Origin of the sequence: Paucibacter sediminis (assembly GCF_030254645.1) — a bacterium.
Classification (GTDB): Bacteria; Pseudomonadota; Gammaproteobacteria; order Burkholderiales; family Burkholderiaceae_C; genus Paucibacter_B; species Paucibacter_B sediminis.
Genome location: NZ_CP116346.1, coordinates 1,614,013 through 1,637,807, shown reverse-complemented (window position 1 = coordinate 1,637,807; position 23,795 = coordinate 1,614,013). Strand labels below are relative to the sequence as shown.

Genomic DNA, 23,795 nt, shown 5'->3' with positions numbered 1-23,795 from the left:
ACCCCCAGCGTCAATGCACCCCCAGCGCGCGCTGCACCTCGCTCTGCCAGGGCAGCGCGTGCACGATCTCGTTGAGCTGGCGCACCGATTCCATCGGCGCCAGCACCTCGCCGGCGGTGTTGATCAGCTGCAGATTGGTGATCAGCGCCATCGGATCGGCCATCGCCACCACGCCATAGGGCAGGCGCACCCAATCCCAGGCCACCCCGGCGGCCCCATGGCCCGACTCGCCAAACCACAGGGTTTGCCCGGTGGAAGGCCGCGCCGCGTCGCCCGCGACCAACACCCGGGTACTTAAATGAGCGAACTGCAGGCAAGGTGCTCGCTCTGCTTCGCACAATATCCGCGGCCATGCGTACACAATCCAAGCTGGCGTCATCTGCTTCGTTGAAGTTGAGAGGTTAGGTCTGAGCGACCCGTCCGGGCAGTTTCGGAACTTGCTCACTTCGCCGATAGCTGTAAACCTTGTCAGGGAGATGCACGCGAGGGCTGCAGTTGTGCCCGTCAATGGGCTTTGCGAACGTGGAAGGTGCGATGCTGCAGGGTGTGTACCAGTCGGTGCTGGAGGCGCGAACCCGGGATGAGTTCCGCGGGGAGGTCGTGCGCTTCGCCGGCGGCCTGGGCTTCGAGACCGTCGCGGCAACCGCGGTGATCGACCACGCCGTCAGCGAAACCCAGTTCGTCACCGTCGACAACATTCCGAGCACCTTCTCCGACGCCTTCGTGGACCAGGAAAGCTGGCACGTCGACCCGGTGATGCAGCATTGCAAGCGTCAAAGCGTGCCCATCGTCTGGGATCAGGGCACCTATGTCGGCAACGGGCTGGGCGATCTCTGGGAAGAACAGGCACCCTTCGGTTTCCGCACCGGCATCGCCATGGCGCTGCATTTGCCGGAGGGGCGCCACTTCATTCTGGGCGTGGAGCGCGACCAGGCCCTGCCGCGCAACAGCGGCGAACTCACGCGCATGGTGGCCGACCTGCAATTGTTCGCCGTGCATGCGCAGGAGGCGGCATGGCGCGTGCTGATGCCCGCGATCAGCGAATCGGCCAACAGTGGCGCGCGGCTGACGCCGCGCGAGCTCGAAGCCCTGCGCTGGACCATGGAGGGCAAGACGGCCTGGGAGGTCGGCGCCATCCTCAGCATCAGCGAACGCACCGCCGTGCTGCACATCAACAATGCCATGCACAAGCTGGATTGCAGCAACAAGCATCTGGCCGTGCTGAAGGCCCTGCGCCTTGGCCTGATCCGTTGATTTCTCCCTTGCGCCAGCGGCGCTGTCCCTGTAAGAGTTGACAGTTACGAGCCTCCAGACGCACTGCTCCAATTTGATCAACGCCCCTCTCGCGTTGCACCAAACAGGAGTCCCGCATGGAACAGCTCGCACAACATCTGCCTTCACCCCGCCCTGAAGCCACCGAGCAAGACCGCGTCACGCGCGAGTTGCTGCAGGAATTGCCGTTGGAGCTGCTGGAGCAGGTGGGCGGTGGTTCGGGCCCGATCGAAACGCCGCGCCAAGGCTGGTAAGGCCCTCGCAGGCGCCGTTTCGCGCCCGCAAATTCTCGATGGCCAAGCTGTTCAGAGCACAGGCGCTCGCAGTCGCACAACAGACCGGGCTGGGCAGCATCAGCCTGCATCGCCCCCTGCCCCTCCATCTGCTCACGGCCGCGGCCCTGGGCAGCTTGGTGCTGGTGGGCATGTTTCTCTGCACCGCCGAATACACCCGCAAGGCCCGCGTGAGCGGCTATCTGGTGCCCGACCGCGGGGTGCTGCGCATCGCGCCGCCGCAGGGTGCCACGGTGCTGGCCAGGCCGGTTGGCGAGGGCCAGAGCGTCAAGGCCGGCGAGGTGCTGTTCGTGCTCGCGCTGGACAGTGCCAGCCAGACCGGCGAGGGCATCGCGCAAAGCCTGGCGGAGCGCGAGCAGTCGCTGGGTCAGGCCGCGGGCCAGCAGCAGCAGCTCGCGCGTGCGCAGGCGCAGGCGCTGGAGCTGCGCGTCGCCGGCCTGCAGCGCGAGCTGGCGCAGATCAGCACCGAGGCGAAGCTGCAGCAGGAGCGGCTGGCCCTGGCCGAACAGGCGCAGGCCCGCCTGGAGGCGCTGGGCCGCGACCAGTTCGCATCCAGCGCCCAGGTGCAGGCCAAACGCGAGGAGTTGCTGGGTTTGCAAGCTCAGCAGCAGGCCCTGGCGCGACAGCGCGAAGGCCTGCACAGGGAGTTGCTGAGCTTGCAAGCCCAGCAGCGCGAGCTGCCGCTGCGCCAGCAGGTGCAGCAGGGCGAGATCAGCCGCGACCTCGCCAGCCTCAAGGCCCTGGGCCTGGAGACTGAGGCGAAGCGCCGGCTGGTGCTGCGCGCGCCCAGCGATGGCATCGTCAGCACGCTGCAGGCCGAGCCCGGCGAGCCGGTGGCGGCGGGTGCGGCGCTGGCCAGCCTGCTGCCGGCGCAGACCCGCATGCTGGCGCAGCTCTACGCGCCCAGCAGCGCGGTGGGCTTTGTGCGGCCGGGCCAGGCGGTGCAGCTGCGCTACCAGGCCTTTCCGTACCAGCGCTTCGGCCAGCAGAAGGGTCAGGTCTTGCAGGTCTCGCGCACGCCGCTGGGCGCCAGCGAGCTGGCCAAGCTGGCCCTGCCCGCCACGCTCAGCCAGGGGCCGGCGAGCGAGCCGCTCTACCGCATCACCGTGCAGCTGGAACGGCAGACCGTCGAGGCCTACGGGCAGGAACAGGCGCTGGCGGTGGGCATGCAGCTCGATGCCGATGTGCTGCTGGAGCGCCGCCGCCTGATCGAATGGATTTTCGAGCCCCTCCTGAGCCTGGCACGCCGTGTCTGAGCACATGCCTGCGCATCTTCTTCATCGACTGAATCTGGGCCCGGGCCGCGGCCCGCGCATGGCCGTGGTGTTGCAGGGCGAGGCCACCGAGTGCGGCCTGGCCTGCCTGGCCATGGTGGCCGGCGCGCATGGCCAGCGCTGGAGCCTGGCCGAGTTGCGCGGCCGCTTCGCGGTCTCGCTGAAGGGCGTGACCATGGCCGGGCTGGTGCGCATGGCCGGCCAGCTGGGCCTCGCCGGCCGCGCGCTGCGCGCCGAGCCGGAGCAGCTCGCGCAGCTGCATTTGCCCTGCGTGCTGCACTGGGACTTCAATCACTTCGTGGTACTCAGCGAAGTCGGCGCCGGCGGCGCGCTGATCCTCGATCCGGCGCGCGGCGAACGCCGCCTGAGCCTGGCCGAGCTGGGCAAGCATTTCACCGGCGTAGCGCTGGAGCTGCGCCCCGGCCAGGCCTTCGCCCCCAAGGCCGCCGCGCCGGCGCCGCGCTGGCGCGAACTGCTGGGCCGCATCAGCGGGCTGAGGCGCTCGCTGGCGCAGATCCTGGCGCTGGCGCTGGCGCTGGAGCTGCTGGCCCTGCTCTCGCCCTTCCTGCTGCAATGGGTGGTGGACGGGGTGATCGTCAGTGCCGACCGCGATCTGCTCGTCACCCTGGGCCTGGGCTTCGGCCTGCTGGTGCTGCTCTCCGGCGCCATCGGCGCGCTGCGTTCCTGGGCGGTGCTCTACCTCTCGGCCTCGCTGAATCTGCAGTGGCTGACGAATGTGTTCGCCCACCTGCTGCGCCTGCCGCTGGCCTGGTTCGAGAAGCGCCATATGGGCGATATCTGGTCGCGCTTCGCGAGCGTGCAGGAGATCCAGAAGACCCTCACAGGCAGCTTCATCGAGGCGCTGCTGGATGGCACCATGGTGCTGATCACGCTCGCGATGATGGCCGTCTACAGCGCGCGCCTGAGCGCGCTGGCGCTTGGCGCCGTGGCCGGTTATGCGCTGCTGCGCTGGGCCTTCTTCCGGCCGCTGCGCGAGGCGGCGCAGGAAACCCTGGTGCACGAGGCGCGCCAGAACAGCCATTTCCTGGAGAGCCTGCGCGGCGCCCAGGCCATCAAGCTCTTCAACGCCCAGGCCGACCGCGGCTCGCGCTTTGCGAACCTGGTGGTGGAGCAGATGAATGCCAGCCTGGTGGGGCGCAAGCTGGACCTCTGGATGGGCCTGGGCAACAAGCTGCTGTTCGGCCTGGAGCGCGTGGCCATCGTCTGGCTGGGCGCCCTGCTGGTGCTGGACCGCGAACTCTCGGTGGGCATGTTGTTCGCCTTCCTGGCCTACAAGGAGCAGTTCAGCCTGCGCGTCAGCGCGCTGATCGACAAGGCAGTGCAGCTGAAGATGCTGCGCCTGCAGGGCGAACGCCTGGCGGACATCGTGCTGAGCCCGGCCGAGGCGGCGGCCAGCGCCGCGCCGCGCCCCCTGCCCGCGGACGCCGGCCTGACGCTGACGCGGGTGCATTTCCGCTATGCCGAGGGCGAGGCCGAGGTCATCAGCGGCTGCGATCTGCAGATCGCCGCCGGCGAATCGGTGGCCATCGTCGGCCCCTCGGGCTGCGGCAAGACCAGCTTGCTGAAGCTGATGCTGGGCATCCACACGCCTCAGCAGGGCGAGGTCCTGGTGGGCGGCGTGCCGCTGGCGCAGCTGGGCCTGCAGCATTGGCGCGAGCAGATCGGCACGGTGATGCAGGACGACCAGCTCTTCGCCGGCAGCCTGGCCGACAACATCTCCTTCTTCGACCCCGAGGCCGACCCCGGCTGGGTGGCCGAATGCGCCACCCTGGCCTGCGTGCACGAGGACATCGCCGCCATGCCGATGGGCTACCAGACCCTGATCGGCGACATGGGCTCCAGCCTCTCGGGCGGCCAGCGCCAGCGCGTGCTGCTGGCGCGCGCGCTCTACAAGCGCCCGAAGTTCCTGTTCCTGGACGAAGCGACCAGCGCGCTGGACCCGGAGCGCGAGCGCCAGGTCAACGCCAGCCTACGCCAGCTCTCGCTTACGAAGATAGTGATTGCTCACAGGCAAGAGACTATCGCGGCGGCGCAGCGCGTCATCAACCTGCAGGGCGGGCGCGTCATGCAAGACCTGCGCACGGTAGCCAGCCCGGGGGCGCAGGCCTGATGCCAAGCCCTAGTGCATTCAATCGGGCTTGATCTTGGCGCGCGCCACCACCGCCTTCCAGCGCTGCTGCTCCTGGGCGATGAAGGCGGCGAATTGCGCCGGCGTATTGCCCACCGCCTCGGCGGCGTCGTTGCTGAGGCGCTCGCGCGAGCCGCTGGCGCGTATCGCCTTGGCGGCCTCGCTGGCGAGCTTGTCGAGGTTGGCGTTGGCCATGCTGGCCGGCGCCATCAGGCCATACCACTGCGTCATCTCGAAGCCGGGGAAGCCCTGCTCGGCCACGGTGGGCACATCGGGCAGCTGAGCCAGGCGCTCCTTGGAGCCGGTGGCGATGCAGCGCAGCTTGCCGGCCTTGATGAACTGCATGATGGCCGGCGCGCCCACCGAAGCGGCTTCCAGGCGGCCGGCGAGCAGATCGGTCAGCTGCGGGCCGGTGCCGCGATAGGGCACATGCAGGATGAAGAGGTTGCCGGCCATCTTCAGGTATTCCATCGCCAGATGGCCGGCGCTGCCATTGCCGGCCGAACCGTAGTTGTAGCGGCCGGGGTTCTTGCGCACCAGGGCGACGAACTCCTTCAGGTCCTTGGCCGGCACATCGGGATGCACCACGTAAAGGCTGGGTACCTTGGCCAGCAGAGTGACGGGCTTGAAGTCCTTGTTGGGGTCGTACGGCAGCTTGTCGTAGATGTAGGGGTTCACCGCCAGGGTGCCGACATGGCCAAGGATCAGGGTGTGCTGGTCGTCGGAACGCGCCACCTCGCCCATCGCGATATTGCCGCCGCCGCCGGGCTTGTTTTCCACATAGACGGTCTGGCCCAGGGTCTTGGTGAGCTCGGCCGCGGTGGCGCGCGCCACGATCTCCGAACTGCCACCGGGCGCGAAGGGCACGACCAGGCGGATGGAGCGGCTGGGCCAGCCGGCCTGGGCCACCGCGGGCAGGCCCAGCAGGGCGGCACCACCGGCCAGGCCGGATTGAAGCAAGAGGCGGCGATCGAGGGTCATGGGGCTGGTCTCCGTATGGGCTTGTCGGCCCAGTCTATACAGCCCCGCTGTCAAGGTGCTGTCTCGCGCTCCATCCAGCCCAGCCAGCGCATCGCCTGTTCGCGCGATTCACCACACATCAGCTCGCTGGGCTGCAGCGAGCCGCACACGGCGGGGCGCTCGGGGCGGCCAAAGATCTTGCAGCGGTCCTGCTCGTCGAGCTGGATGCAGCGCACGCCGGCCGGCTTGCTGATGCCATTGACCAGGGGCATGCCGGGGATGGGCGAGCTGATGGAGGGCGCGATGCAGCAGGCGGCGCAATGGTCACGGCAATTCATCGCGATATTGTCGATGCGGACAAGCTTGGCGACCGTGACTTATCCACAGCCCCTTGCGTAAAATCCAGGGTTTGCCCGCGCCACTTTGCACATCCCTGCGACGGCGCCGAATCGAGGCTCACTCCCCATGCTCTATCCCAAGGAATTCGACGTCATCGTGGTCGGTGGCGGTCATGCCGGCACCGAGGCCGCGCTGACCGCCGCGCGCATGGGCGTCAGCACCTTGCTGCTGACCCACAATATCGAGACCCTGGGCCAGATGAGCTGCAACCCCTCGATCGGCGGCATCGGCAAGGGCCATCTGGTCAAGGAAGTCGACGCCCTGGGGGGCGCGATGGCCGCGGCCACCGACGAGTCCGGCATCCAGTTCCGCATCCTCAATGGCTCCAAGGGCCCGGCCGTGCGTGCCACCCGCGCCCAGGCCGACCGCGTGCTCTACAAGGCCGCCATCCGCCAGCGCCTGGAGAACCAGCCGAACCTGTGGCTGTTCCAGCAGGCGGTGGACGATCTGATGGTGGAGGGCGATCGCGTGGTCGGCGCCGTCACCCAGTCGGGCCTGCAGTTCCGCGCCCGCGCGGTGGTGCTGACGGCCGGCACCTTCCTCGATGGCCGCATCCATATCGGCCTGCAGAACTACAGCGCCGGCCGCGCCGGCGATCCGCCGGCCGTCTCGCTCTCGGCGCGCTTGAAGGAGCTGAAGCTGCCGCAGGGCCGGCTCAAGACCGGCACGCCGCCGCGCATCGACGGCCGCAGCATCGATTTTTCAAAGTGCCAGGAGCAGCCCGGTGACCTGGACCCGGTGCCGGTGTTCAGCTTCCTGGGCAACGCCGCCCAGCACCCGCGCCAGCTGCCCTGCTGGATCACGCACACCTCGGCACGCACGCACGAGATCATCCGCTCGGGCTTCGACCGCAGCCCCATGTTCACCGGCGTGATCGAGGGCGTCGGGCCGCGCTACTGCCCCAGCATCGAAGACAAGGTGAACCGCTTTGCCGACAAGGACAGCCACCAGATCTTCCTGGAGCCCGAGGGCCTGACGACGCACGAGTTCTACCCCAACGGCATCTCCACCTCCCTGCCCTTCGATATCCAGCTGGCCGCCGTGCGCTCGATTCCCGGCCTGGAAGAGGCGCATATCCTGCGCCCCGGCTACGCCATCGAGTACGACTACTTCGACCCGCGCGAGTTGAAGAGCAGCTTCGAAACCCGTGCCATCCACGGCCTCTACTTCGCCGGGCAGATCAATGGCACGACGGGCTATGAGGAAGCCGCCGCCCAGGGCCTGTTCGCCGGGCTGAACGCCGCCCTGCAGGTGCAAGGCCGCGGCCCCTGGCTGCCGGCACGCGACCAGGCCTACCTGGGCGTGCTGGTGGACGATCTCATCACCAAGGGCGTGACCGAGCCCTACCGCATGTTCACCAGCCGCGCCGAATTCCGCCTGCAGCTGCGCGAGGACAACGCCGACCTGCGCCTGACCGAGGTCGGCCGCGAACTGGGCCTGGTGGACGATCAACGCTGGGATGCCTTCAACCGCAAGCGCGATGCTGTTTCACGTGAAACAGAGAAGCTCAAGTCCACCTGGGTGCATCCCGGCATCCTGCCAGCCGGCGACGCCGAGCGTCTGGTCGGCAAGGCCCTGGAGCGCGAGTACACCTTGATCGACCTGCTGCGCCGTCCCGGCGTGGTGTTCGACACCCTGACCGAGGTGAGCCGTATTGCCCGCCCCGAGGCCGATGTTTCGCGCGCTTCCTTGAACGCCGAGCTGGGCGAGACCCTGGCCGCGGCCGTGATCGAGCAGGTGGAGACCAGCGTCAAGTACGCCGGCTACATCAACAAGCAGGTCGAGGATGTGGCCCGCGCCGCGCATTTCGAGAACCTGCGCCTGCCCGCCGAGCTGGACTACAGCCAGGTCAGCGCCCTCTCCTTCGAGGTGCGGCAGAAGCTCAGCAAGCACCTGCCCGAGACCCTGGGCCAGGCCTCACGCATCTCGGGCGTGACCCCGGCCGCCATCTCCCTGCTGCTGGTACACCTCAAGAAGGGCCGCTTCAAGGGCTTCGACGGCTCTCCCACCCCTGCCTCCAACGACGACAGCAACGCCGCCGCATGACCGACATCGCATCCCTGCGCGCCCCCCTGCAAGCGGCCGCGCAGACCCTGGGCCTGACGCTCAGCGACAAGCAACTGGACCAACTGCTCGCCTATCTGGACCTGATCCAGAAATGGAACAAGGTCTACAACCTCACCGCCGTGCGCGACCCCCAGGCCATGCTGACCCAGCATCTGGTCGACAGCCTGAGCCTGCTACCGGCGCTGCGCCGCCATGCCCAAGGCCAGCCGCTGCGCATGATGGACGTGGGCAGCGGCGGTGGCTTGCCGGGCGTGGTCGTGGCCATCTGCGAGCCGGGCATCGATGTGACCTGCGTGGATGCCGTGGCCAAGAAGGCCACTTTTATCAAGCAGGTGGCGGCGGAACTGGGCCTCGGCAATCTGCATGGCGAGCATTCGCGGGTCGAGGCGCTCAAGGTGCCGGCCTTCGACCTGATCACCTCGCGCGCCTTTGCCTCGCTGCTGGACTTCACCACCCTCACCCGGGCACACCTGAAACCCGGCGCCATCTGGCTGGCCATGAAGGGCCAACACCCCACGGAGGAACTGGCCGCCCTGCCGGCCGACCTGGATGTGTTTCACGTGGAACAACTGCAGGTGCCAGGCCTGGATGCGCAGCGCTGTCTCATCTGGATCAAACCCAAGGGCTGATCTCACCATGGCCGCTACGCATCGCGGCTACCATCCTGCCTGCACAAAATAAAAGACCATGGCCAAGATCTTCTGCGTTGCCAATCAAAAGGGCGGGGTCGGCAAGACCACCACCACCGTCAACCTTGCCGCCGGCTTGGCCAAGGTGGGCCAGCGCGTGCTGGTGGTGGATCTGGACCCGCAGGGCAACGCCACCATGGGCTCGGGCATCGACAAGCGCGCGCTGGAACTGAGCGTGTACGACGTGCTGTTGGAATCCGCCAGCGTGGCCGAGGCCAAGCAGCACAGCGAGAAGGCCGGCTACGACGTGCTGGGCGCGAACCGCGAGCTGGCGGGCGCCGAGGTCGAGCTGGTGGAGCTGGAGCGCCGCGAGCGCCGCCTCAAGACCGCCCTGGCCGCCGCCAGCGCCGACTACGACTTCATCCTGATCGATTGCCCGCCCTCGCTCTCGATGCTGACGCTCAACGGCCTGTGCTGTGCCCATGGCGTGGTGGTGCCCATGCAGTGCGAGTACTTTGCGCTGGAAGGCCTGTCGGACCTGGTCAACACCATCAAGCAGGTGCACGCCAATCTGAATGCCGACCTGCAGATCATCGGCCTGCTGCGCGTCATGTTCGACCCGCGCATCACCCTGCAGAACCAGGTCAGCGACCAGCTCAAGGCCCATTTCGGCGACAAGGTGTTCGACACCGTGATCCCGCGCAATGTGCGACTGGCCGAGGCGCCCAGCTACGGGTTGCCCGGCGTGGTGTTCGACCCCAGCTCCAAGGGTGCCCAGGCCTTTGTGGACTTTGCCCGCGAGATGGTGCGGCGCATCGCCACGATGTGACGGTGGACACCGCAGCATTGGCGGCGCTGGCGCAGCGCGCCGAGCAGGCCGGCCTGAACGCCAGCGCACCGCCGCAGGAGGCCTGGGTGGATGGCTGGCTGATACGCCTTTCTCCCGGCAAGGCCAAGCGCTCGCGCTGCATCAACGCCCTGCAGGCCGGCAGCCTGCCGCTGGATGAATTGCTGGCGCGTTGCCAGGCCAGCTTCGACGCCGCCGGCCTGCCGCTGGTGCTGCGCATCACCCCTTACAGCCAACCCGCCGACCTGGACCAACAGTTGGCCGGGCGCGGCTGGTTCGAGTTCGACGCCGCCGATGTGATGGTGCGCGCGCATCTCGTCGATGCGGCATGGCAGGGCCTGCCCGAGGGTCAGGTCTTGCGGGCGGTGGATGCGGATACGTATGCGCGGGCGGTGGGCCTGCTGCGCGGCTCCAGCGCCACCGAAATTGCCGCCCATGCCGAACGCATGCAGGCCTCGACCGTTCCCTACCAGGGTTTTTTGCTGCAACGCAGCAACGACAACGCCCTGCTCTGCTGCGGCCAGTTCGCACGCGAGGGCGACATGGTCGGCCTGTTCGACATCTTCACGCCGGCCGATCAGCGCGGCCAGGGGCATGGCGAGCAGCTGTGCCGCGCCCTCTTGCGTCAGGCGGCAGCGCAGGGCGCGTGCGCGGCCTATCTGCAGGTCGGCACCGAGAACGCCGTGGCACAGCGCCTGTACCGCAGGCTGGGCTTCATCCAGGCCTATCGCTACCACTACCGCAGCCACGATCCGCGCGCCGCGGCATGAGCGACGCTCAGTCGCGCGGCTTCCAGACCTTGAGCAGGATGTGGCGGGTGAAGCCCGGCACATAGTCATGCACATGGGCGATGCAGGCGTAGCCCATGTGCTCGTAGATCTGCGCCGTTTCGTCCGAGAGGGTCTCGATCAGCGCATCCACGCAGCCGCGTTTGAGCGCCTGCGCCTCGAGCTGGCGCAGGCATGCGCCGCCCAGCCCCTCGCCGCGCCGATCGGCCTCCACCCAGAGGTAGTTCACATAGAGCCGGCCGAACTCGGTGCGGCCGGTAGCGCCCGCCAACAGCTCATCGCCTTCGTAGAGCGCGCAGGCAATGTCGCGCGCATCGCTGCCCTGGGCCTGCTGGCGGCCGTGGATGAACACGCCCTCGCGCACCGCATCCAGCGCGGCCTGCGGCACCTCCTCGTCACGCCGCCATTGCCGCAGCGCGCTCAAAGGCCCAGGCTCTCTTCCACGCCCAGGTGCACATTCATCGCCTGCACGGCGGCACCGCTGGCGCCCTTACCGAGGTTGTCCAGGCGCGCCATCAGGAGGATCTGGCCAGGTTTGTCGTCCGGGCTGCCGAACACAAAGATGTCCACCCGATTCGTGTCGTTACAGGCCTGCACATCGAAGAAGCCGTCTTCCAGCGTGGCGGGGTCGCGCAGCGGCATCACGCGGATGAAGCGCTCGCCCTCGTAATGCGCGGCCAGGGCCTCGCGCACCTGCGCGGGCGTGCTGCCGGCGCGCAGCTGGCTCAGGTGCAGGGGCACGCTCACCGCCAGGCCCTTGTAGAAATTGCCGACGATGGGCTGGAACACCGGCGCATGGCGCAGGCCGGTGTGCGCCATCATCTCGGGCAGGTGCTTGTGCGTCAGGCCCAGGGCATAGGGGCGCGGGGCTTGCAGCCTGGCATCGCCGCCAGCTTCATACTCGGCAATCATGCTCTTGCCACCGCCCGAGTAGCCGGTGATGGAAGTGGCCGAGACCAGCGCCTCGGCGCTCAGCAGGCCGGCGTCCACCAAGGGGCGCAGCGCCAGGATGAAGGCGCTGGCATGGCAGCCCGGGTTGGCGATGCGCTTGGCGGCGCGGATGGCCTCGCGCTGGCCCTTGCACAGCTCGGGCAGGCCGAAGGTCCAGCCCGGCACCGTGCGGTGCGCGGTGCTGGCGTCGATCAGGCAGGTGTTGGGATTGCTGATCATGGCCGCGGCCTCGCGCGAGGCGGCGTCGGGCAGGCAGAGAAAGGCCACATCGGCGGCGTTCAGCAGGCGCGCGCGTTCGGTGGCGTCCTTGCGCTTGTCGGCGTCAATGCGCAGCACCTCGATGTCTTGGCGCTGGGCCAGGTACTCGTGAATACGCAGGCCCGTCGTGCCCTCCTGGCCATCCACAAACACCGCGTACGTCATGACTTCTCCAGCACAATCCAAACAAAAGGACTGAAAGCATAAAGCCAAAGCATGTCGGATCACCCTGTATACCTGTTGCCCGGCTGGTTGAACTCGGATCCCGAGCATTGGCAGAGCCGCTGGGAGCGCGAGCTGGGGCACCAGCGCATCGAGCAGGCCGACTGGGATTGGCCGCGCCGTGGCGACTGGATGGCGCGCCTGGACGAGGTGCTCCTGAACGACGCCCGCCTGCTGCACCGGCCGGCCCTGCTGGTGGCGCACAGCCTGGGCTGCCAGTTGGTGGCCAGCTGGGCCGAGCACAGCCGGCACAGCGCCCGCGTGGCGGGCGCACTGCTGGTGGCGCCGCCCGATACCGAGCGCGATGACATGCCGCCACAGCTGCACAACTGGCGGCCGATCCGGCGCCGCGCCCTGCCCTTTCCCGCCATCGCGGTGGTGAGCAGCGATGACCCCTTCTGTGCACCGGAGCGCGGCGCGCAAATGGCCGCCGACTGGGGCGCCAAGCTGGTGATCGCCGGCGCGCTGGGCCATCTCAACACGGCGTCCGGACTGGGCGACTGGCCCGCCGGCCAGGCCCTGCTGGGCCAACTCCGGCAGTAAGGGACAATCGCGCCCTATGGTGACAAAAAAACCCAAGGGCCTGGGCATGGGCCTGGAGGCCTTGCTCGGCCCCAAAGTCAGCGAATCCGCCGCACCCGCCGGTGACGGCGAGCCCAGCCAACTGAGGCTGGAGCAGATGCAGGCCGGCAAGTACCAGCCGCGCACGCGCATGGACGAAGGCTCGCTCTACGAGCTGGCCGAAAGCATCAAGGCGCAGGGCATCATGCAGCCCATCCTCGTGCGCCCCATCAAGCCGGATGGCGCGGTGCGCTACGAGATCATCGCCGGCGAACGGCGCTTCCGCGCCGCCAAGCTGGCAGGCCTGCGCGAGGTGCCGGTGCTGGTGAAGGCGGTGCCCGACGAGGCCGCCGCGGCGATGGCCCTGATCGAGAACATCCAGCGCGAGGACCTCAATCCGCTCGAAGAGGCGCAGGGTCTGAAGCGCCTCACCGAGGAGTTCGGTCTCACGCACGAACAGGCCGCCCAGGCAGTGGGTCGCTCGCGCAGTGCCGCCAGCAATCTGCTGCGTCTGCTGCAGCTCGCCAGCCCGGTGCAGAACATGCTGATGGCGGGCGATCTGGACATGGGCCATGCGCGCGCCCTGCTGGCCCTGGACGGCGCGCACCAGATCACCTGCGCCACCGAGATCGCCGCCAAGAAGCTCAGCGTGCGCGAGGCCGAGAAGCTGGTGCAGCGTCAGGGCGCGGGCCGCCAGACGCCCTTGCTGCGCGTCAAGAACGAGAAGAGCCGCGACCTCTTGCGGCTCGAGGAAGAGTTGTCCGATCTGCTCACCGCACAGGTCGAGATCGTGGTGAAGAAGCGCACCAAGCGCGGCGAACAGGGCGAGCTCAGCATCCAGTTCGGCTCGCTCGACGAGCTCAACGGCCTGATCGACAGGCTGCGCGGTCCGCAGTAAAAAGCAAAGCAGCAATGCAGCGAAGCCGTGCCGGAGCGCACGGCTTTTTTCATGCAAACTCGGGCCATGCAAACAGCTGTCAACTGGCCGTGCGCGCAACACGCTGAAGGCAGTGTGAAGGGCATCACGTCGCCTGCCGCGCACATGATGGCGGATGGGCGTAGCATGGTGTCAAGCGATCGAATTTGGGCGGCGCCAACTGCCCTCTTTTTCAAAGCATTGACTCGCTTGCCTTGATCGAAGCTGTAGACATGCCGAGCTCAGGAAAGCTCTGACGGCGCCTTGTTTCAGGACGCCGCCAGAACTTCCCAGACGACGCCAGCATCGCTGCCGGATCCGGCGTCGCCTCCCACGAACACAGGAGGTCAGCATGGACGTGATCAGCAGTTTTGCCGCACGCTACGAACGCACCCGCGTCGAGGAACTCACGCTTGAGGAATACCTCGCCGAGTGCAAGCGCAATCCCCTCGCCTACGCCAGCGCCGCCGAGCGCATGCTGCAGGCCATCGGTGAGCCGCATACGGTGGACACCCGCCACGACCAGCGCCTCTCGCGCCTGTTCGCCAACAAGACCATCAAGCTCTACCCCGCCTTCGCCGAGTTCTATGGCATGGAGGATGCGATCGAGCAGGTGGTGAGTTATTTCCGCCATGCCGCGCAAGGCCTGGAAGAGAAGAAGCAGATCCTCTATCTGCTGGGCCCGGTGGGCGGCGGCAAGAGCTCGATCGCCGAGCGCCTCAAGCAGCTGATGGAGCATGTGCCCTTCTATGCGCTGGCCGGCTCGCCGGTGAACGAATCGCCGCTGGGCCTGTTCGACGCGGCCGAGGACGGCCCGCTGCTGGAGAAGGAATACGGCATCCCGCGCCGCTATCTGAACCGCATCCTCAGCCCCTGGGCGGTGAAGCGCCTGGACGAGTTCGGCGGCGACATCCGCCGCTTCAAGGTGGTGAAGCGCTACCCCAGCGTGCTCAAGCAGGTCGGCGTGGCCAAGACCGAGCCGGGCGACGAAAACAACCAAGACATTTCCTCGCTGGTGGGCAAGGTCGACATCCGCAAGCTCGAGACCTATGCGCAGGACGATCCCGACGCCTACAGCTATTCCGGCGGCCTCTGCCTGGCGAATCAGGGGCTCTTGGAATTCGTGGAAATGTTCAAGGCTCCCATCAAGGTGCTGCACCCGCTGCTGACCGCCACGCAGGAAGGCAACTTCAAGGGCACCGAGGGCTTTGGCGCCATCCCCTTCGACGGCATCGTGCTGGCGCATAGCAACGAGAGTGAGTGGAAGACCTTCCGCAACAACAAGAACAACGAGGCCTTCCTGGATCGCATCTACATCGTCAAGGTGCCCTACTGCCTGCGCGTCAGCGAAGAGGTGAAGATCTACGAGAAGCTGATCCGCGGCTCCTCGCTGTCCGACGCCAAGTGCGCCCCCGGCACGCTCAAGATGATGAGCCAGTTCGCCATCCTCACGAGACTGAAGGAACCCGAGAACTCCTCGCTGTACTCGAAGATGCAGATCTACGATGGCGAGAACCTCAAGGACACCGACCCACGCGCCAAGAGCTACCAGGAGTACCGCGACTATGCCGGCGTCGACGAGGGCATGAGCGGCGTCTCCACGCGCTTTGCCTACAAGATCCTCTCCAAGGTCTTCAACTTCGACTCCAGCGAGGTGGCGGCCAATCCGGTGCACCTGATGTATGTGCTGGAGCAGCAGATCGAGCGCGAGCAGTTCCCCAAGGAGCTGGAAGACAAGTACATCGGCTTCATCAAGGAGCATCTGGCGCCGCGCTATGCCGAGTTCATCGGCAAGGAGATCCAGACCGCCTACCTGGAAAGCTATAGCGAGTACGGCCAGAACATCTTCGACCGCTACGTCACCTATGCCGACTACTGGATCCAGGACCAGGAGTACCGCGACACCGACACCGGCGAGGTGTTCGACCGCTCGGCCCTGAACGCCGAGCTCGAGAAGATCGAGAAGCCGGCCGGCATCAGCAACCCCAAGGACTTCCGCAACGAGATCGTCAACTTCGTGTTGCGCGCGCGCGCCAACAACGCCGGCAAGAACCCGGCCTGGACCAGCTACGAGAAGCTGCGCACGGTGATCGAGAAGAAGATGTTCTCCAACACCGAGGAGCTGCTGCCGGTGATCAGCTTCAACGCCAAGGCCAGTGCCGACGAGGCCAAGAAGCACGAGAACTTCGTGCAGCGCATGGTGGACAAGGGCTACACGGCCAAGCAGGTGCGCCTGCTCTGCGAGTGGTACTTGAGAGTGCGCAAGAGTTCTTGAACCAGGAGCACAAATGCTGCAACAGATCATTGATCGGCGGCTCTCGGGAAAGAACAAGTCCATAGGCAATCGCGAGCGCTTCCTGCGCCGCCACAAGGAGCAGATCCGCGAGGCGGTGCGCCGCGCCGTGGACGGGCGCGGTATCCGCGACATGGAGCGCGGCGAGGATGTGCACATCCCCAAGAAGGACCTCAGCGAGCCGGTGTTCGGCCATGGCGAGGGCGGGGTGCGGGAAGTCGTGCGCCCCGGCAATACCGAGCATGTGAAGGGCGACCGCGTGCCCAAGCCCAAGGGTGGCGGCCAGGGTCAGGGCGGCGGCAAGGCGAGCGACTCCGGCGAGGGCGAGGACGACTTCGTCTTCCACCTCAGCAAAGAAGAGTTCATGCAGGTCTTCTTCGAGGACCTGGCCCTGCCCAATCTGGCGCGCACCACGCTGGCCGACACCCCCGAGTACAAGACGCACCGGGCCGGCTACACCAGCGATGGCACGCCCACCAATCTGCATGTGGTGCGCTCGATGCGCGGCGCATTAGGCCGGCGCATCGCGCTGGGCATGGGCAAGCGGCGCGAGTTGCACGAGTTGGAGGAACGCCTGGAGCTGCTCAAGCGCGAGGACGCCAGCAAGCCCGATGTGAAGGCCCTGATCGCCGAGACCGAGGCGCGCATCGCGCTGCTGAAGGAACGCATCGCCCGGATCCCCTTTCTCGACCCCATCGATCTGCGCTTTCGCAGCCGCGTGCGCGTGCCGGTGCCGACCACAAGAGCCGTGATGTTCTGCCTGATGGATGTGTCGGGCTCGATGGACGAATCGCGCAAGGATCTGGCCAAGCGCTTCTTCATCCTGCTCTACCTGTTCCTGACACGGCATTACGAGAAGATCGACGTGGTCTTCATCCGCCACCACACCCAGGCCCAGGAGGTGGACGAGCAGAACTTCTTCCACGCCACCGAAACCGGCGGCACGGTGGTTTCCTCGGCCCTGGTGCTGATGGAACAGATCATCCGCGAGCGCTATTCCCCCACCGAGTGGAATATCTACGGCGCCCAGGCCAGCGACGGCGACAACTGGCACCACGACAGCGGCCGCTGCCGCGAGCTGCTGGCCGAGAAGATCCTGCCCCTGTGCCGCTACTTCGCCTATGTGCAGGTGGCCGAGCAGGAGCAGAACCTCTGGGAGGAATACTGCAAGCTGGCCGACGAGGGCTATCCGTTCGCGATGCGCAAGGCGGTGGAGGTGGCGCAGATCTACCCGGTGTTCCGTGACTTGTTCAAGAAGGAAGGAGCAAGCACATGAGCCAGATCGAGAACCGCCGCAATATCGGAAGGGCCTCGGACAGCGGCGAATACGGCGGCCGCCGCACGCCCGAGCCGCTGCGCGAGATGAAGCCCCTGCCCAGGCGCCCCAGCCAGCACCTGGCATCGCCCAGCGACTGGACCTTCGAGCTGATCGACGAATATCACGACGTGATCCGTGCCACCGCCGAGCGCTATGGCCTGGACACCTATCCCAACCAGCTGGAGATCATCACCGCCGAGCAGATGATGGACGCCTACGCCTCGGTGGGCATGCCGGTGAACTACCGGCACTGGAGCTATGGCAAGGAGTTCATCGCCACCGAGCGCAACTACAAGCGCGGCCAGATGGGCCTGGCCTACGAGATCGTCATCAACTCCGACCCCTGCATCGCCTACCTGATGGAGGAGAACACCATGGCCATGCAGGCCCTGGTGATCGCCCATGCCTGCTACGGCCACAACAGCTTCTTCAAGGGCAACTACCTGTTCCGCATGTGGACCGACGCCTCGTCCATCATCGACTACCTGGTCTATGCCAAGAACTATGTGGCCGAATGCGAGGAGCGCCACGGCATGGAAGCGGTGGAGGCCTTGCTGGATTCCTGCCACGCGCTGATGAACCATGGCGTGGACCGCTATCGCCGCCCGGCCAAGCTCTCGCTGGCCGAGGAGCGCGCCAGGCTCAAGGACCGCGAGCATTACGCCCAGCAGCAGATCAATGACCTCTGGCGCACCCTGCCGCGCCGCGCCGACAAGGAGGCCGAGGCGCAAAGCGCGCGTCGCTTCCCCGAGGAGCCGCAGGAGAACATCCTCTACTTCATCGAGAAGAACGCGCCGCTGCTGGAACCCTGGCAGCGCGAGGTGGTGCGCATCGTGCGCAAGATCGCCCAGTACTTCTATCCGCAGCGCCAGACCCAGGTGATGAACGAGGGCTGGGCCACCTTCTGGCACCACCGCCTGCTGAACCAGATGTATGACGACGGCTACCTCAGCGACGGCATGATGATCGAGTGGCTGAAGTCGCACACCAATGTGATCGCCCAGCAGCCCATGGCCAACCTCAATCCCTATGCGCTGGGCTTCGCGATGTACACCGACATCAAGCGCATCTGCGAGCAGCCCACCGAGGAAGACCGGCGCTGGTTCCCCGACATCGCCGGCAGCGACTGGCTGCCCACCCTGCACCATGCGATGCGCAACTTCAAGGACGAGAGCTTCATCGGCCAGTACCTCAGCCCGAATCTGATGCGCGAGTTCCGCCTCTTCTCCATCGTCGACGACGAGAAGCTCAAGGATTACGAGATCTCGGCCATCCACGACGAGTCCGGCTACCAGCATGTGCGCGAGGCCCTGTCCAAGCAGTACGACCTCTCCACCCGCGAACCCAATATCCAGGTCTGGAACGTCAATCTGCGCGGCGACCGTTCGCTGACCCTGCGCCACACCCAGCACATGGACCGCCCCCTGCATGAGACCGCGCAGGAGGTGCTCAAGCATGTGGCAAGGCTGTGGGGCTTTGGCGTGCACCTGGAAAGCGCCAACGCCCTGGGCGACATCACCCAGCGCTGGAGCGTGCCGGCTCCCGAACATTGAAGGGGGCTGAACAGGTCAATAGCGGGGCTTAGCCGCCCTACTTGCGACGCGCGAAGCGGCTGCCGACTCCTAGAATTTGCTGGCTATCGCTCGCTCAGGGAGTTCCCCATGTCTGTGCTCATCAACCCGCGGCCCGGCCGCTTGGCGGCCCTCGGCCTGGCCGCCGCGCTGGCCGCCTGCGGTGGCGGCGGCTCCTCCGACAGCAGCAGCCCCACCGACAACCTCTACGCCGCCAGCTCCGAGGCGCAGAAGGCGGTGGAGGGCAGCCTGAGCGCCGCCAACACGGCGGTGAGCAAGAGCGTGGTGCTGGGCCAGAACCCCTTGTTCGACCTGGGCAGCCCCAGTGCGGCCGCGGCCAATGCCGCGGCGGCCAAGCGGCCGCGCGCCCAGGTGCTGGCGCTCGGCAAGGCGCAGGCGGTCGAGGCCTTCACCTGTGTGGAACTGGACCTGTTCACCGGCCCCTGCACCGGCTCGGCCACGGTGGAGGCCAATTTCGCCGCCGACGCCGTCAAGATCCCGGCCAGCAGCTTCATCGCGATGAGCTTCACCAACCTGGCCGGCCCGGTCGATGGGCTCGCCATCAGCCTGAGCGGCCAGTACCGCATCGACTTCCTCAGCGAGATCGACACCAAAGCCAGCAGCTACGCCAACGCCCACCTCAAGCTCAGCACCACGGCCTTCGCCGGCAAGCTGGGCGAGTACAGCTTCGGCCCCGACAGCTCGGTGGCCACGGTGGACTACGACGCCAGCGGTGCCCCCACCCTCACCATCGGCGATCTGGTGCTCAGCAAGGTCCAGCTGGAAGGCCCGCTCACCAACACCCAGTACCGCCTGGCCAACGCCCAGGTGCGCCAGCCCTACTGGGCCAGCGGCAGCGGCAACAAGATCGATTACCTGCTCAAGCCCTGGGAGCTGAAGGCCTCGCGGCCCGCCCTGGGCTCGATCGCCACGCTGGCCGCCAGCAACGCTGCCAGCGCCAAGGTGGAGGTCACCGCCTCGGCCGCCGCCAGCGTGGTCTATGCAGTGCAGATCAGCGCGGCGGGCGCCACCAAGCGCTACACCGTCACCGCCAGCTATGCGAGCGGCAGCGACACGCCCAGCTACAGCGTCAGCGAGCTGAACTGAGCTGAGCGCTAGATCCGGAAGATCTTGCCCGGGTTCATGATGTTGTGCGGGTCGAGCGCGCGCTTGAGCGTGCGCATCAGCGCCACCGCGGCCTCGCCCGCCTCTTCCACCAGAAAGCCCTGCTTGTGCAGGCCGATGCCGTGCTCGCCCGTGCAGGTGCCCTCCAGCGCCAGCGCGCGCGCCACCATCTGATGGCTGAGGCGCTCGGCGGTCTCGCGCTCCGCGGGCTTGGCCGGGTCGATCAGATAGCCGAGGTGGAAATTGCCGTCGCCCACATGGCCGACGATGAAGTAGGGAATGCCGGCCTCCTCCACCTCCCGCACCGAGGCATTGATGCTCTCGGCCAGGCGTGAGATCGGCACGCAGGTATCGGTGGTGACGCAGCGGCAGCCCGGCCGCGTCTGCAGGGCCGAGAGGTAGGCATGGTGGCGCGCGGTCCAGAGCTTGCTGCGCGCCTCGGGCGTGGTGGCCCAGTCGAAGTCCTCGCCACCGAACTCGCGCGCAATCTCCTGCACCGTGGCGGCCTGCTCGGCCACGCTGGCCGGCGAGCCATGGAACTCCATCAGCAGCATGGCCGACTCGCGCAGGCCCAGGCGGTCGTGCAGGTTCACCGCCCGCACCGTGTTGGCGTCCAGCAACTCGCAGCGCGCGATCGGCACGCCCATCTGGATGATCTGGATGGTGGTCTGCACCGCCGCATCGATGCTGGGAAAGAAGCACACCGCCGCCGACACCGCCTCGGGCAGCGGATAGAGCTTGAGCGTGAGCTCGGTGATCACGCCCAGCGTGCCCTCGCTGCCCACATACAGGCGCGTCAGGTCGTAGCCGGCGCTGCTCTTGCGCGCACGCGAACCGGTCTGCGCGATCTCGCCCTGCGCCGTCACCACCGTCAGGCCCAGCACGTTCTCGCGCATGGTGCCGTAGCGCACCGCATTCGTGCCGCTGGCGCGCGTGGCCGCCATGCCGCCCAGCGAGGCATCGGCACCCGGGTCGATCGGGAAGAACAGGCCCTGGTGCCTGAGCTCGTTGTTGAGCTGGTTGCGCGTCACGCCGGCCTGCACCGTCACGGTCAGGTCCTCGGCATGCACGCGCAGGATCTTGTTCATGCGCGACACATCCAGGCTCACCCCACCCTGCACCGCCAGCAGATGGCCTTCCAGCGAGGTGCCGGCGCCATAGGGGATCACCGGCACGCGGTGCTGCTGAGCCAGCGCCACGACCAAGGCCACCTCCTCGTTCGTTTCGGCAAACACCACCGCATCGGGCGGCGGCACGTCGAAGGGCGACTCATCCCGGCCATGCTGCTCGCGCAGCGCCAGCGCCACCGAGCAACGGCTGCCAAAGCGCGCCTGCAAGGCCTCCAGCATCGCCGCAGGCAGGGGCCGCGGCGCATAGTCGGGTAGCAGATCGCGAGGCAGGGCAGCGTTCATGGCGGAATCCTCCGGGCCGGTGGAACAGGCATTCTAGGAAGCCGGGGCTGAACCCATGCTGAATGCTTGCGATCACGCAAGCCGCGCCACTTGTGCACCCGCGCTCGCAGTGCCACCATCGTTACACGCGCACAGCCCGGAGGCCATCCATGTCCGACCTTGCTTCATCCCTGCTGATCCTGTTGGTGCTGGTGCTGGCCCTGGCCGGCGCGGTGCGCTTTGATCTCTTGCCGGCCATCGTGCTGAACCTGTTCAAGGCCCCCAGTCCCCCGGTGCCGCCACCGCCCACCGAGCTGCATCATGGCGCCGCTTTCCCGGAACCCACCGAGCCGGCACATTCGCAGATGGCGCGCAAGCCCGACTTCCATCGCAGCGGCCGGCGCGGCTGATGCCCTGCCGCGAATAAGGGCTGGCCGGCGTTCGCACGGCTGCGTAGACTAGCAAAGGCCAAGTCAGCGGTCCTGTTGCCCAAGAGCACAGGTGGGAGCACGCGCTGAGTCGTTCGGGTGGCATGGCAGCCGCCCTTTCTGCGCTCTGAGGAGAATCTCCATGAGCCTGCTGAACCGACTCACCATCCGCCGCAAGCTCCTGCTGTTGAGCCTGCTCGTCCTGCTGGCACTCAGCATCCCCTCGGCCTTCCAGATCAAGCAGGCGCGCGACCTGGCCGCCGCCGCCGAGGGTGAGCTCGAAGGCCTGGCGCCGGCGCGCCAGCTCGTCAAACTCACCCAACTGACCCAGCAACACCGTGGCCTCTCGGCCGCGCAGCTGGGCGGTAACAACGCGGTGCAGGACGCGCGCGCCGCCAAGAACGCCGAGGTCAAGAAGCAGTTCGCCAAGGTGGACGGCATGCTGACCCGGCTGGAGCTGACCGAGCCGATGCGCAAGACCTGGCAGAACGCGCAGCAGCAGTGGCAGGCGCTGTCCGGCGAGGTGGATGCCAAGTCGCTGAAGGCGGCACAGAGCAGCAGCAAGCATGCGCAGCTGATCGCGGTCTACTTCAAGCTGCTCGATCAGTTGGTCGACCAGTCAGGCCTGATCCTGGACCCCGAGGCCGCCACCTACTTCCTCATCACCGCCAGCCTGGTCAAGCTGCCGCTGGCCACCGAGGCCATGGGCCAGGCGCGTGCGCGCGGAGCCGGCTTCCTGGCCGAGGCGCAGATCGGTCCGGAAGGCCGTACCCTGCTGACCGGCCTGGTGCAGCAGGCCTCCGACCAGCACAGCGGCATGGTCACGGCCTTCGAGAAAAGCTTTGCCGTCGACGCAGAGCTGAAGCGTCAGCTCGCCGGCGCCATCACCAACCTGGCAAGCCAGGTGGAGGGCTCATTGCAGCTGACGCGCCAGGAGCTTGTCGCCGCCACCGAGCTCAAGTACCCGGCGCCCGACTACATCGCCAGCTACACCAAGACCATCGACGCGATGTTCGTCTGCGGCGAGCAGGCCATGGATGCGCTGGAGAAGCTGCTGAGCCAGCGTGTGCGCGAACTGCAATGGAGCAGCTGGATCGTGCTGATCCTGCTGGCCCTGATGATGGCGATCATCCTGCTGGTGGCGCGCGGCATCTCGCGCAGCATCATCGTGCCGCTGGGCCACGCGGTGGTGCTGGCCGACCAGATTGCACGCCGCGATCTGAGCGGCGATGTGGATGCCAGCTCCAGGGACGAGATCGGCCAGCTCAACCAGTCGCTGCTGGCGATGCGCGACGGCCTGCGCGGCGTGATTGGCGAGGTGCGCGGCAATGCCGACCATGTGGCCCAGGCCTCGCAAGAGCTGGCTCAGGGCAACAACGACCTCTCGCAACGCACCGAGCAGCAGGCCTCGGCACTGCAGCAGACCGCCAGCTCGATGGAAGAGCTGACCGTGACGGTGCGCAGCAATGCCGACCAGGCCGCCGAGGCCAGCGGCCTGGCCCAGCGCGCCTGCGAGGTCGCGCTGACCGGCGGCCAGGCGGTGGCGCAGATCATCAGCACCATGGGCGACATCGAGGCCAGCAGCCGCAAGATCGAGGAGATCATCGCGGTGATCGACAGCATCGCCTTCCAGACCAATATCCTGGCGCTCAACGCCGCCGTCGAGGCGGCCCGCGCCGGCGAGCAGGGGCGCGGCTTTGCGGTGGTGGCCTCCGAGGTGCGAGCGCTGGCACAGCGCAGCGCCGAGGCCGCCAAGCAGATCAAGCAGCTGATCGCCACCAGCGTCAATCAGGTCGGTGCGGGTGCCAAGCTGGTGAATGGCGCGGGCGTCACCATGCAGGACACGGTCAGCTCGATCCGCAGCCTGGCCGAGATGGTGGCGCGCATCAGCCAGGCCTCCACCGAGCAGACCGGCGGCCTGGTGCAGATCAACGAGGCGGTCTCGCACATGGACGAGCTGACGCAGCAGAACGCCGCCCTGGTGGAGCAGACGGCCGCGGCCGGCATGAGCTTGCGTGAGCAGGCCCAGCATCTGGCCGAGTTGGTGAACACCTTCCGGGTGCCCGGCGCGGGCCGGGCTTGA

At 67.1% G+C, this 23,795-nt stretch carries 22 protein-coding genes; 16 read left to right on the top strand and 6 right to left on the bottom strand.

Going from position 1 to position 23,795, the window contains the following annotated elements; translation table 11 throughout:
* Positions 1–10 precede the first annotated feature (10 nt).
* Positions 11–286 carry a hypothetical protein gene (locus PFX98_RS07375; protein WP_285234537.1) on the bottom strand — a complete coding sequence of 92 codons (276 nt, stop codon included), beginning with the start codon at positions 284–286 and terminating at the stop codon, positions 11–13.
* Positions 287–507: 221 nt separating this feature from the next.
* On the opposite strand from PFX98_RS07375, the gene PFX98_RS07370 reads away from it, so the two are divergent.
* The 4 genes from PFX98_RS07370 (at position 508) to PFX98_RS07355 (ending at position 4,970) form a co-directional block, all read left to right on the top strand.
* Complete coding sequence (locus PFX98_RS07370; RefSeq protein ID WP_285234536.1) at positions 508–1,254, top strand: helix-turn-helix transcriptional regulator; 747 nt, start codon at positions 508–510, stop codon at positions 1,252–1,254.
* Positions 1,255–1,370: 116 nt separating this feature from the next.
* On the top strand, positions 1,371–1,526 hold the full coding sequence (locus PFX98_RS07365) for a hypothetical protein (RefSeq protein WP_285234535.1): 156 nt from the start codon (positions 1,371–1,373) through the stop codon (positions 1,524–1,526).
* A 38-nt stretch (positions 1,527–1,564) separates the two neighbouring features.
* Positions 1,565–2,821, top strand: a complete 1,257-nt coding sequence (locus tag PFX98_RS07360) for an HlyD family secretion protein (RefSeq protein WP_285234534.1) — start codon at positions 1,565–1,567, stop codon at positions 2,819–2,821.
* Positions 2,822–2,825: 4 nt separating this feature from the next.
* Positions 2,826–4,970, top strand: coding sequence for a peptidase domain-containing ABC transporter (locus PFX98_RS07355; protein ID WP_285234533.1), 2,145 nt, complete (start codon positions 2,826–2,828; stop codon positions 4,968–4,970).
* Between the two features lie 18 nt (positions 4,971–4,988).
* Here PFX98_RS07355 and PFX98_RS07350 read toward each other — a convergent pair whose 3' ends face one another.
* Both PFX98_RS07350 and PFX98_RS07345 read right to left on the bottom strand, forming a co-directional pair.
* Positions 4,989–5,969 carry a Bug family tripartite tricarboxylate transporter substrate binding protein gene (locus PFX98_RS07350; protein WP_285234532.1) on the bottom strand — a complete coding sequence of 327 codons (981 nt, stop codon included), beginning with the start codon at positions 5,967–5,969 and terminating at the stop codon, positions 4,989–4,991.
* Between the two features lie 50 nt (positions 5,970–6,019).
* Entirely contained in the window at positions 6,020–6,286 is a 267-nt protein-coding gene (locus PFX98_RS07345; protein ID WP_285234531.1) for a YkgJ family cysteine cluster protein, read from the bottom strand.
* Between the two features lie 127 nt (positions 6,287–6,413).
* Between PFX98_RS07345 and mnmG the strand changes: the two genes are divergently transcribed.
* From mnmG to PFX98_RS07325, 4 genes are read left to right on the top strand one after another with little or no spacing between them, the layout of a single operon-like run.
* On the top strand, positions 6,414–8,393 hold the full coding sequence (gene mnmG, locus PFX98_RS07340; RefSeq protein ID WP_285234530.1) for a tRNA uridine-5-carboxymethylaminomethyl(34) synthesis enzyme MnmG: 1,980 nt from the start codon (positions 6,414–6,416) through the stop codon (positions 8,391–8,393).
* Complete coding sequence (rsmG, locus tag PFX98_RS07335; protein WP_285234529.1) at positions 8,390–9,043, top strand: 16S rRNA (guanine(527)-N(7))-methyltransferase RsmG; 654 nt, start codon at positions 8,390–8,392, stop codon at positions 9,041–9,043. Before mnmG ends, rsmG begins: the two co-directional genes overlap by 4 nt.
* A 58-nt stretch (positions 9,044–9,101) precedes the next feature.
* On the top strand, positions 9,102–9,872 hold the full coding sequence (locus PFX98_RS07330) for a ParA family protein (protein WP_285234528.1): 771 nt from the start codon (positions 9,102–9,104) through the stop codon (positions 9,870–9,872).
* Positions 9,869–10,660 carry a GNAT family N-acetyltransferase gene (locus PFX98_RS07325; protein ID WP_285234527.1) on the top strand — a complete coding sequence of 264 codons (792 nt, stop codon included), beginning with the start codon at positions 9,869–9,871 and terminating at the stop codon, positions 10,658–10,660. Before PFX98_RS07330 ends, PFX98_RS07325 begins: the two co-directional genes overlap by 4 nt.
* Before the next feature lie 7 nt (positions 10,661–10,667).
* Here the strand turns inward: PFX98_RS07325 and PFX98_RS07320 are convergent, their stop codons facing one another.
* The gene (locus tag PFX98_RS07320; protein WP_285234526.1) at positions 10,668–11,102 is read right to left on the bottom strand and encodes a GNAT family N-acetyltransferase; all 435 of its coding nucleotides are present in this window, start codon (positions 11,100–11,102) and stop codon (positions 10,668–10,670) included.
* Positions 11,099–12,052, bottom strand: coding sequence for an N-acetyl-gamma-glutamyl-phosphate reductase (argC, locus tag PFX98_RS07315; protein ID WP_285234525.1), 954 nt, complete (start codon positions 12,050–12,052; stop codon positions 11,099–11,101). The genes PFX98_RS07320 and argC overlap by 4 nt, the downstream gene beginning before the upstream one ends.
* Positions 12,053–12,103: 51 nt before the next feature.
* Here argC and PFX98_RS07310 point away from each other — a divergent pair, with 51 nt between their 5' ends.
* From PFX98_RS07310 to PFX98_RS07285, 6 genes are all read left to right on the top strand, one after another.
* Positions 12,104–12,652: an RBBP9/YdeN family alpha/beta hydrolase gene (locus PFX98_RS07310; protein WP_285234524.1), complete on the top strand. Its 549-nt coding sequence runs from the start codon at positions 12,104–12,106 to the stop codon at positions 12,650–12,652.
* Positions 12,653–12,668: 16 nt separating this feature from the next.
* Positions 12,669–13,568: a ParB/RepB/Spo0J family partition protein gene (locus PFX98_RS07305; RefSeq protein WP_285234523.1), complete on the top strand. Its 900-nt coding sequence runs from the start codon at positions 12,669–12,671 to the stop codon at positions 13,566–13,568.
* 370 nt (positions 13,569–13,938) lie between these two features.
* A complete protein-coding gene (locus PFX98_RS07300) occupies positions 13,939–15,861 on the top strand; it encodes a PrkA family serine protein kinase (RefSeq protein WP_285234522.1) in 1,923 nt (640 codons plus the stop codon).
* A gap of 13 nt (positions 15,862–15,874) precedes the next feature.
* Positions 15,875–17,155 carry a YeaH/YhbH family protein gene (locus PFX98_RS07295; protein ID WP_285234521.1) on the top strand — a complete coding sequence of 427 codons (1,281 nt, stop codon included), beginning with the start codon at positions 15,875–15,877 and terminating at the stop codon, positions 17,153–17,155.
* On the top strand, positions 17,152–18,750 hold the full coding sequence (locus PFX98_RS07290; protein WP_425334676.1) for a SpoVR family protein: 1,599 nt from the start codon (positions 17,152–17,154) through the stop codon (positions 18,748–18,750). The genes PFX98_RS07295 and PFX98_RS07290 overlap by 4 nt, the downstream gene beginning before the upstream one ends.
* Positions 18,751–18,858: 108 nt before the next feature.
* Positions 18,859–19,875 (top strand): hypothetical protein, encoded by a 1,017-nt coding sequence (locus tag PFX98_RS07285; protein ID WP_285234520.1) that lies wholly within the window; start codon positions 18,859–18,861, stop codon positions 19,873–19,875.
* Positions 19,876–19,883: 8 nt separating this feature from the next.
* Here the strand turns inward: PFX98_RS07285 and PFX98_RS07280 are convergent, their stop codons facing one another.
* A complete protein-coding gene (locus PFX98_RS07280) occupies positions 19,884–21,305 on the bottom strand; it encodes an FAD-binding oxidoreductase (RefSeq protein WP_285234519.1) in 1,422 nt (473 codons plus the stop codon).
* A gap of 149 nt (positions 21,306–21,454) precedes the next feature.
* Between PFX98_RS07280 and PFX98_RS07275 the strand changes: the two genes are divergently transcribed.
* Together PFX98_RS07275 and PFX98_RS07270 are read left to right on the top strand one after the other, a co-directional pair.
* Entirely contained in the window at positions 21,455–21,694 is a 240-nt protein-coding gene (locus PFX98_RS07275) for a hypothetical protein (RefSeq protein ID WP_285234518.1), read from the top strand.
* Positions 21,695–21,854: 160 nt separating this feature from the next.
* Positions 21,855–23,795 carry a methyl-accepting chemotaxis protein gene (locus tag PFX98_RS07270; RefSeq protein WP_285234517.1) on the top strand — a complete coding sequence of 647 codons (1,941 nt, stop codon included), beginning with the start codon at positions 21,855–21,857 and terminating at the stop codon, positions 23,793–23,795.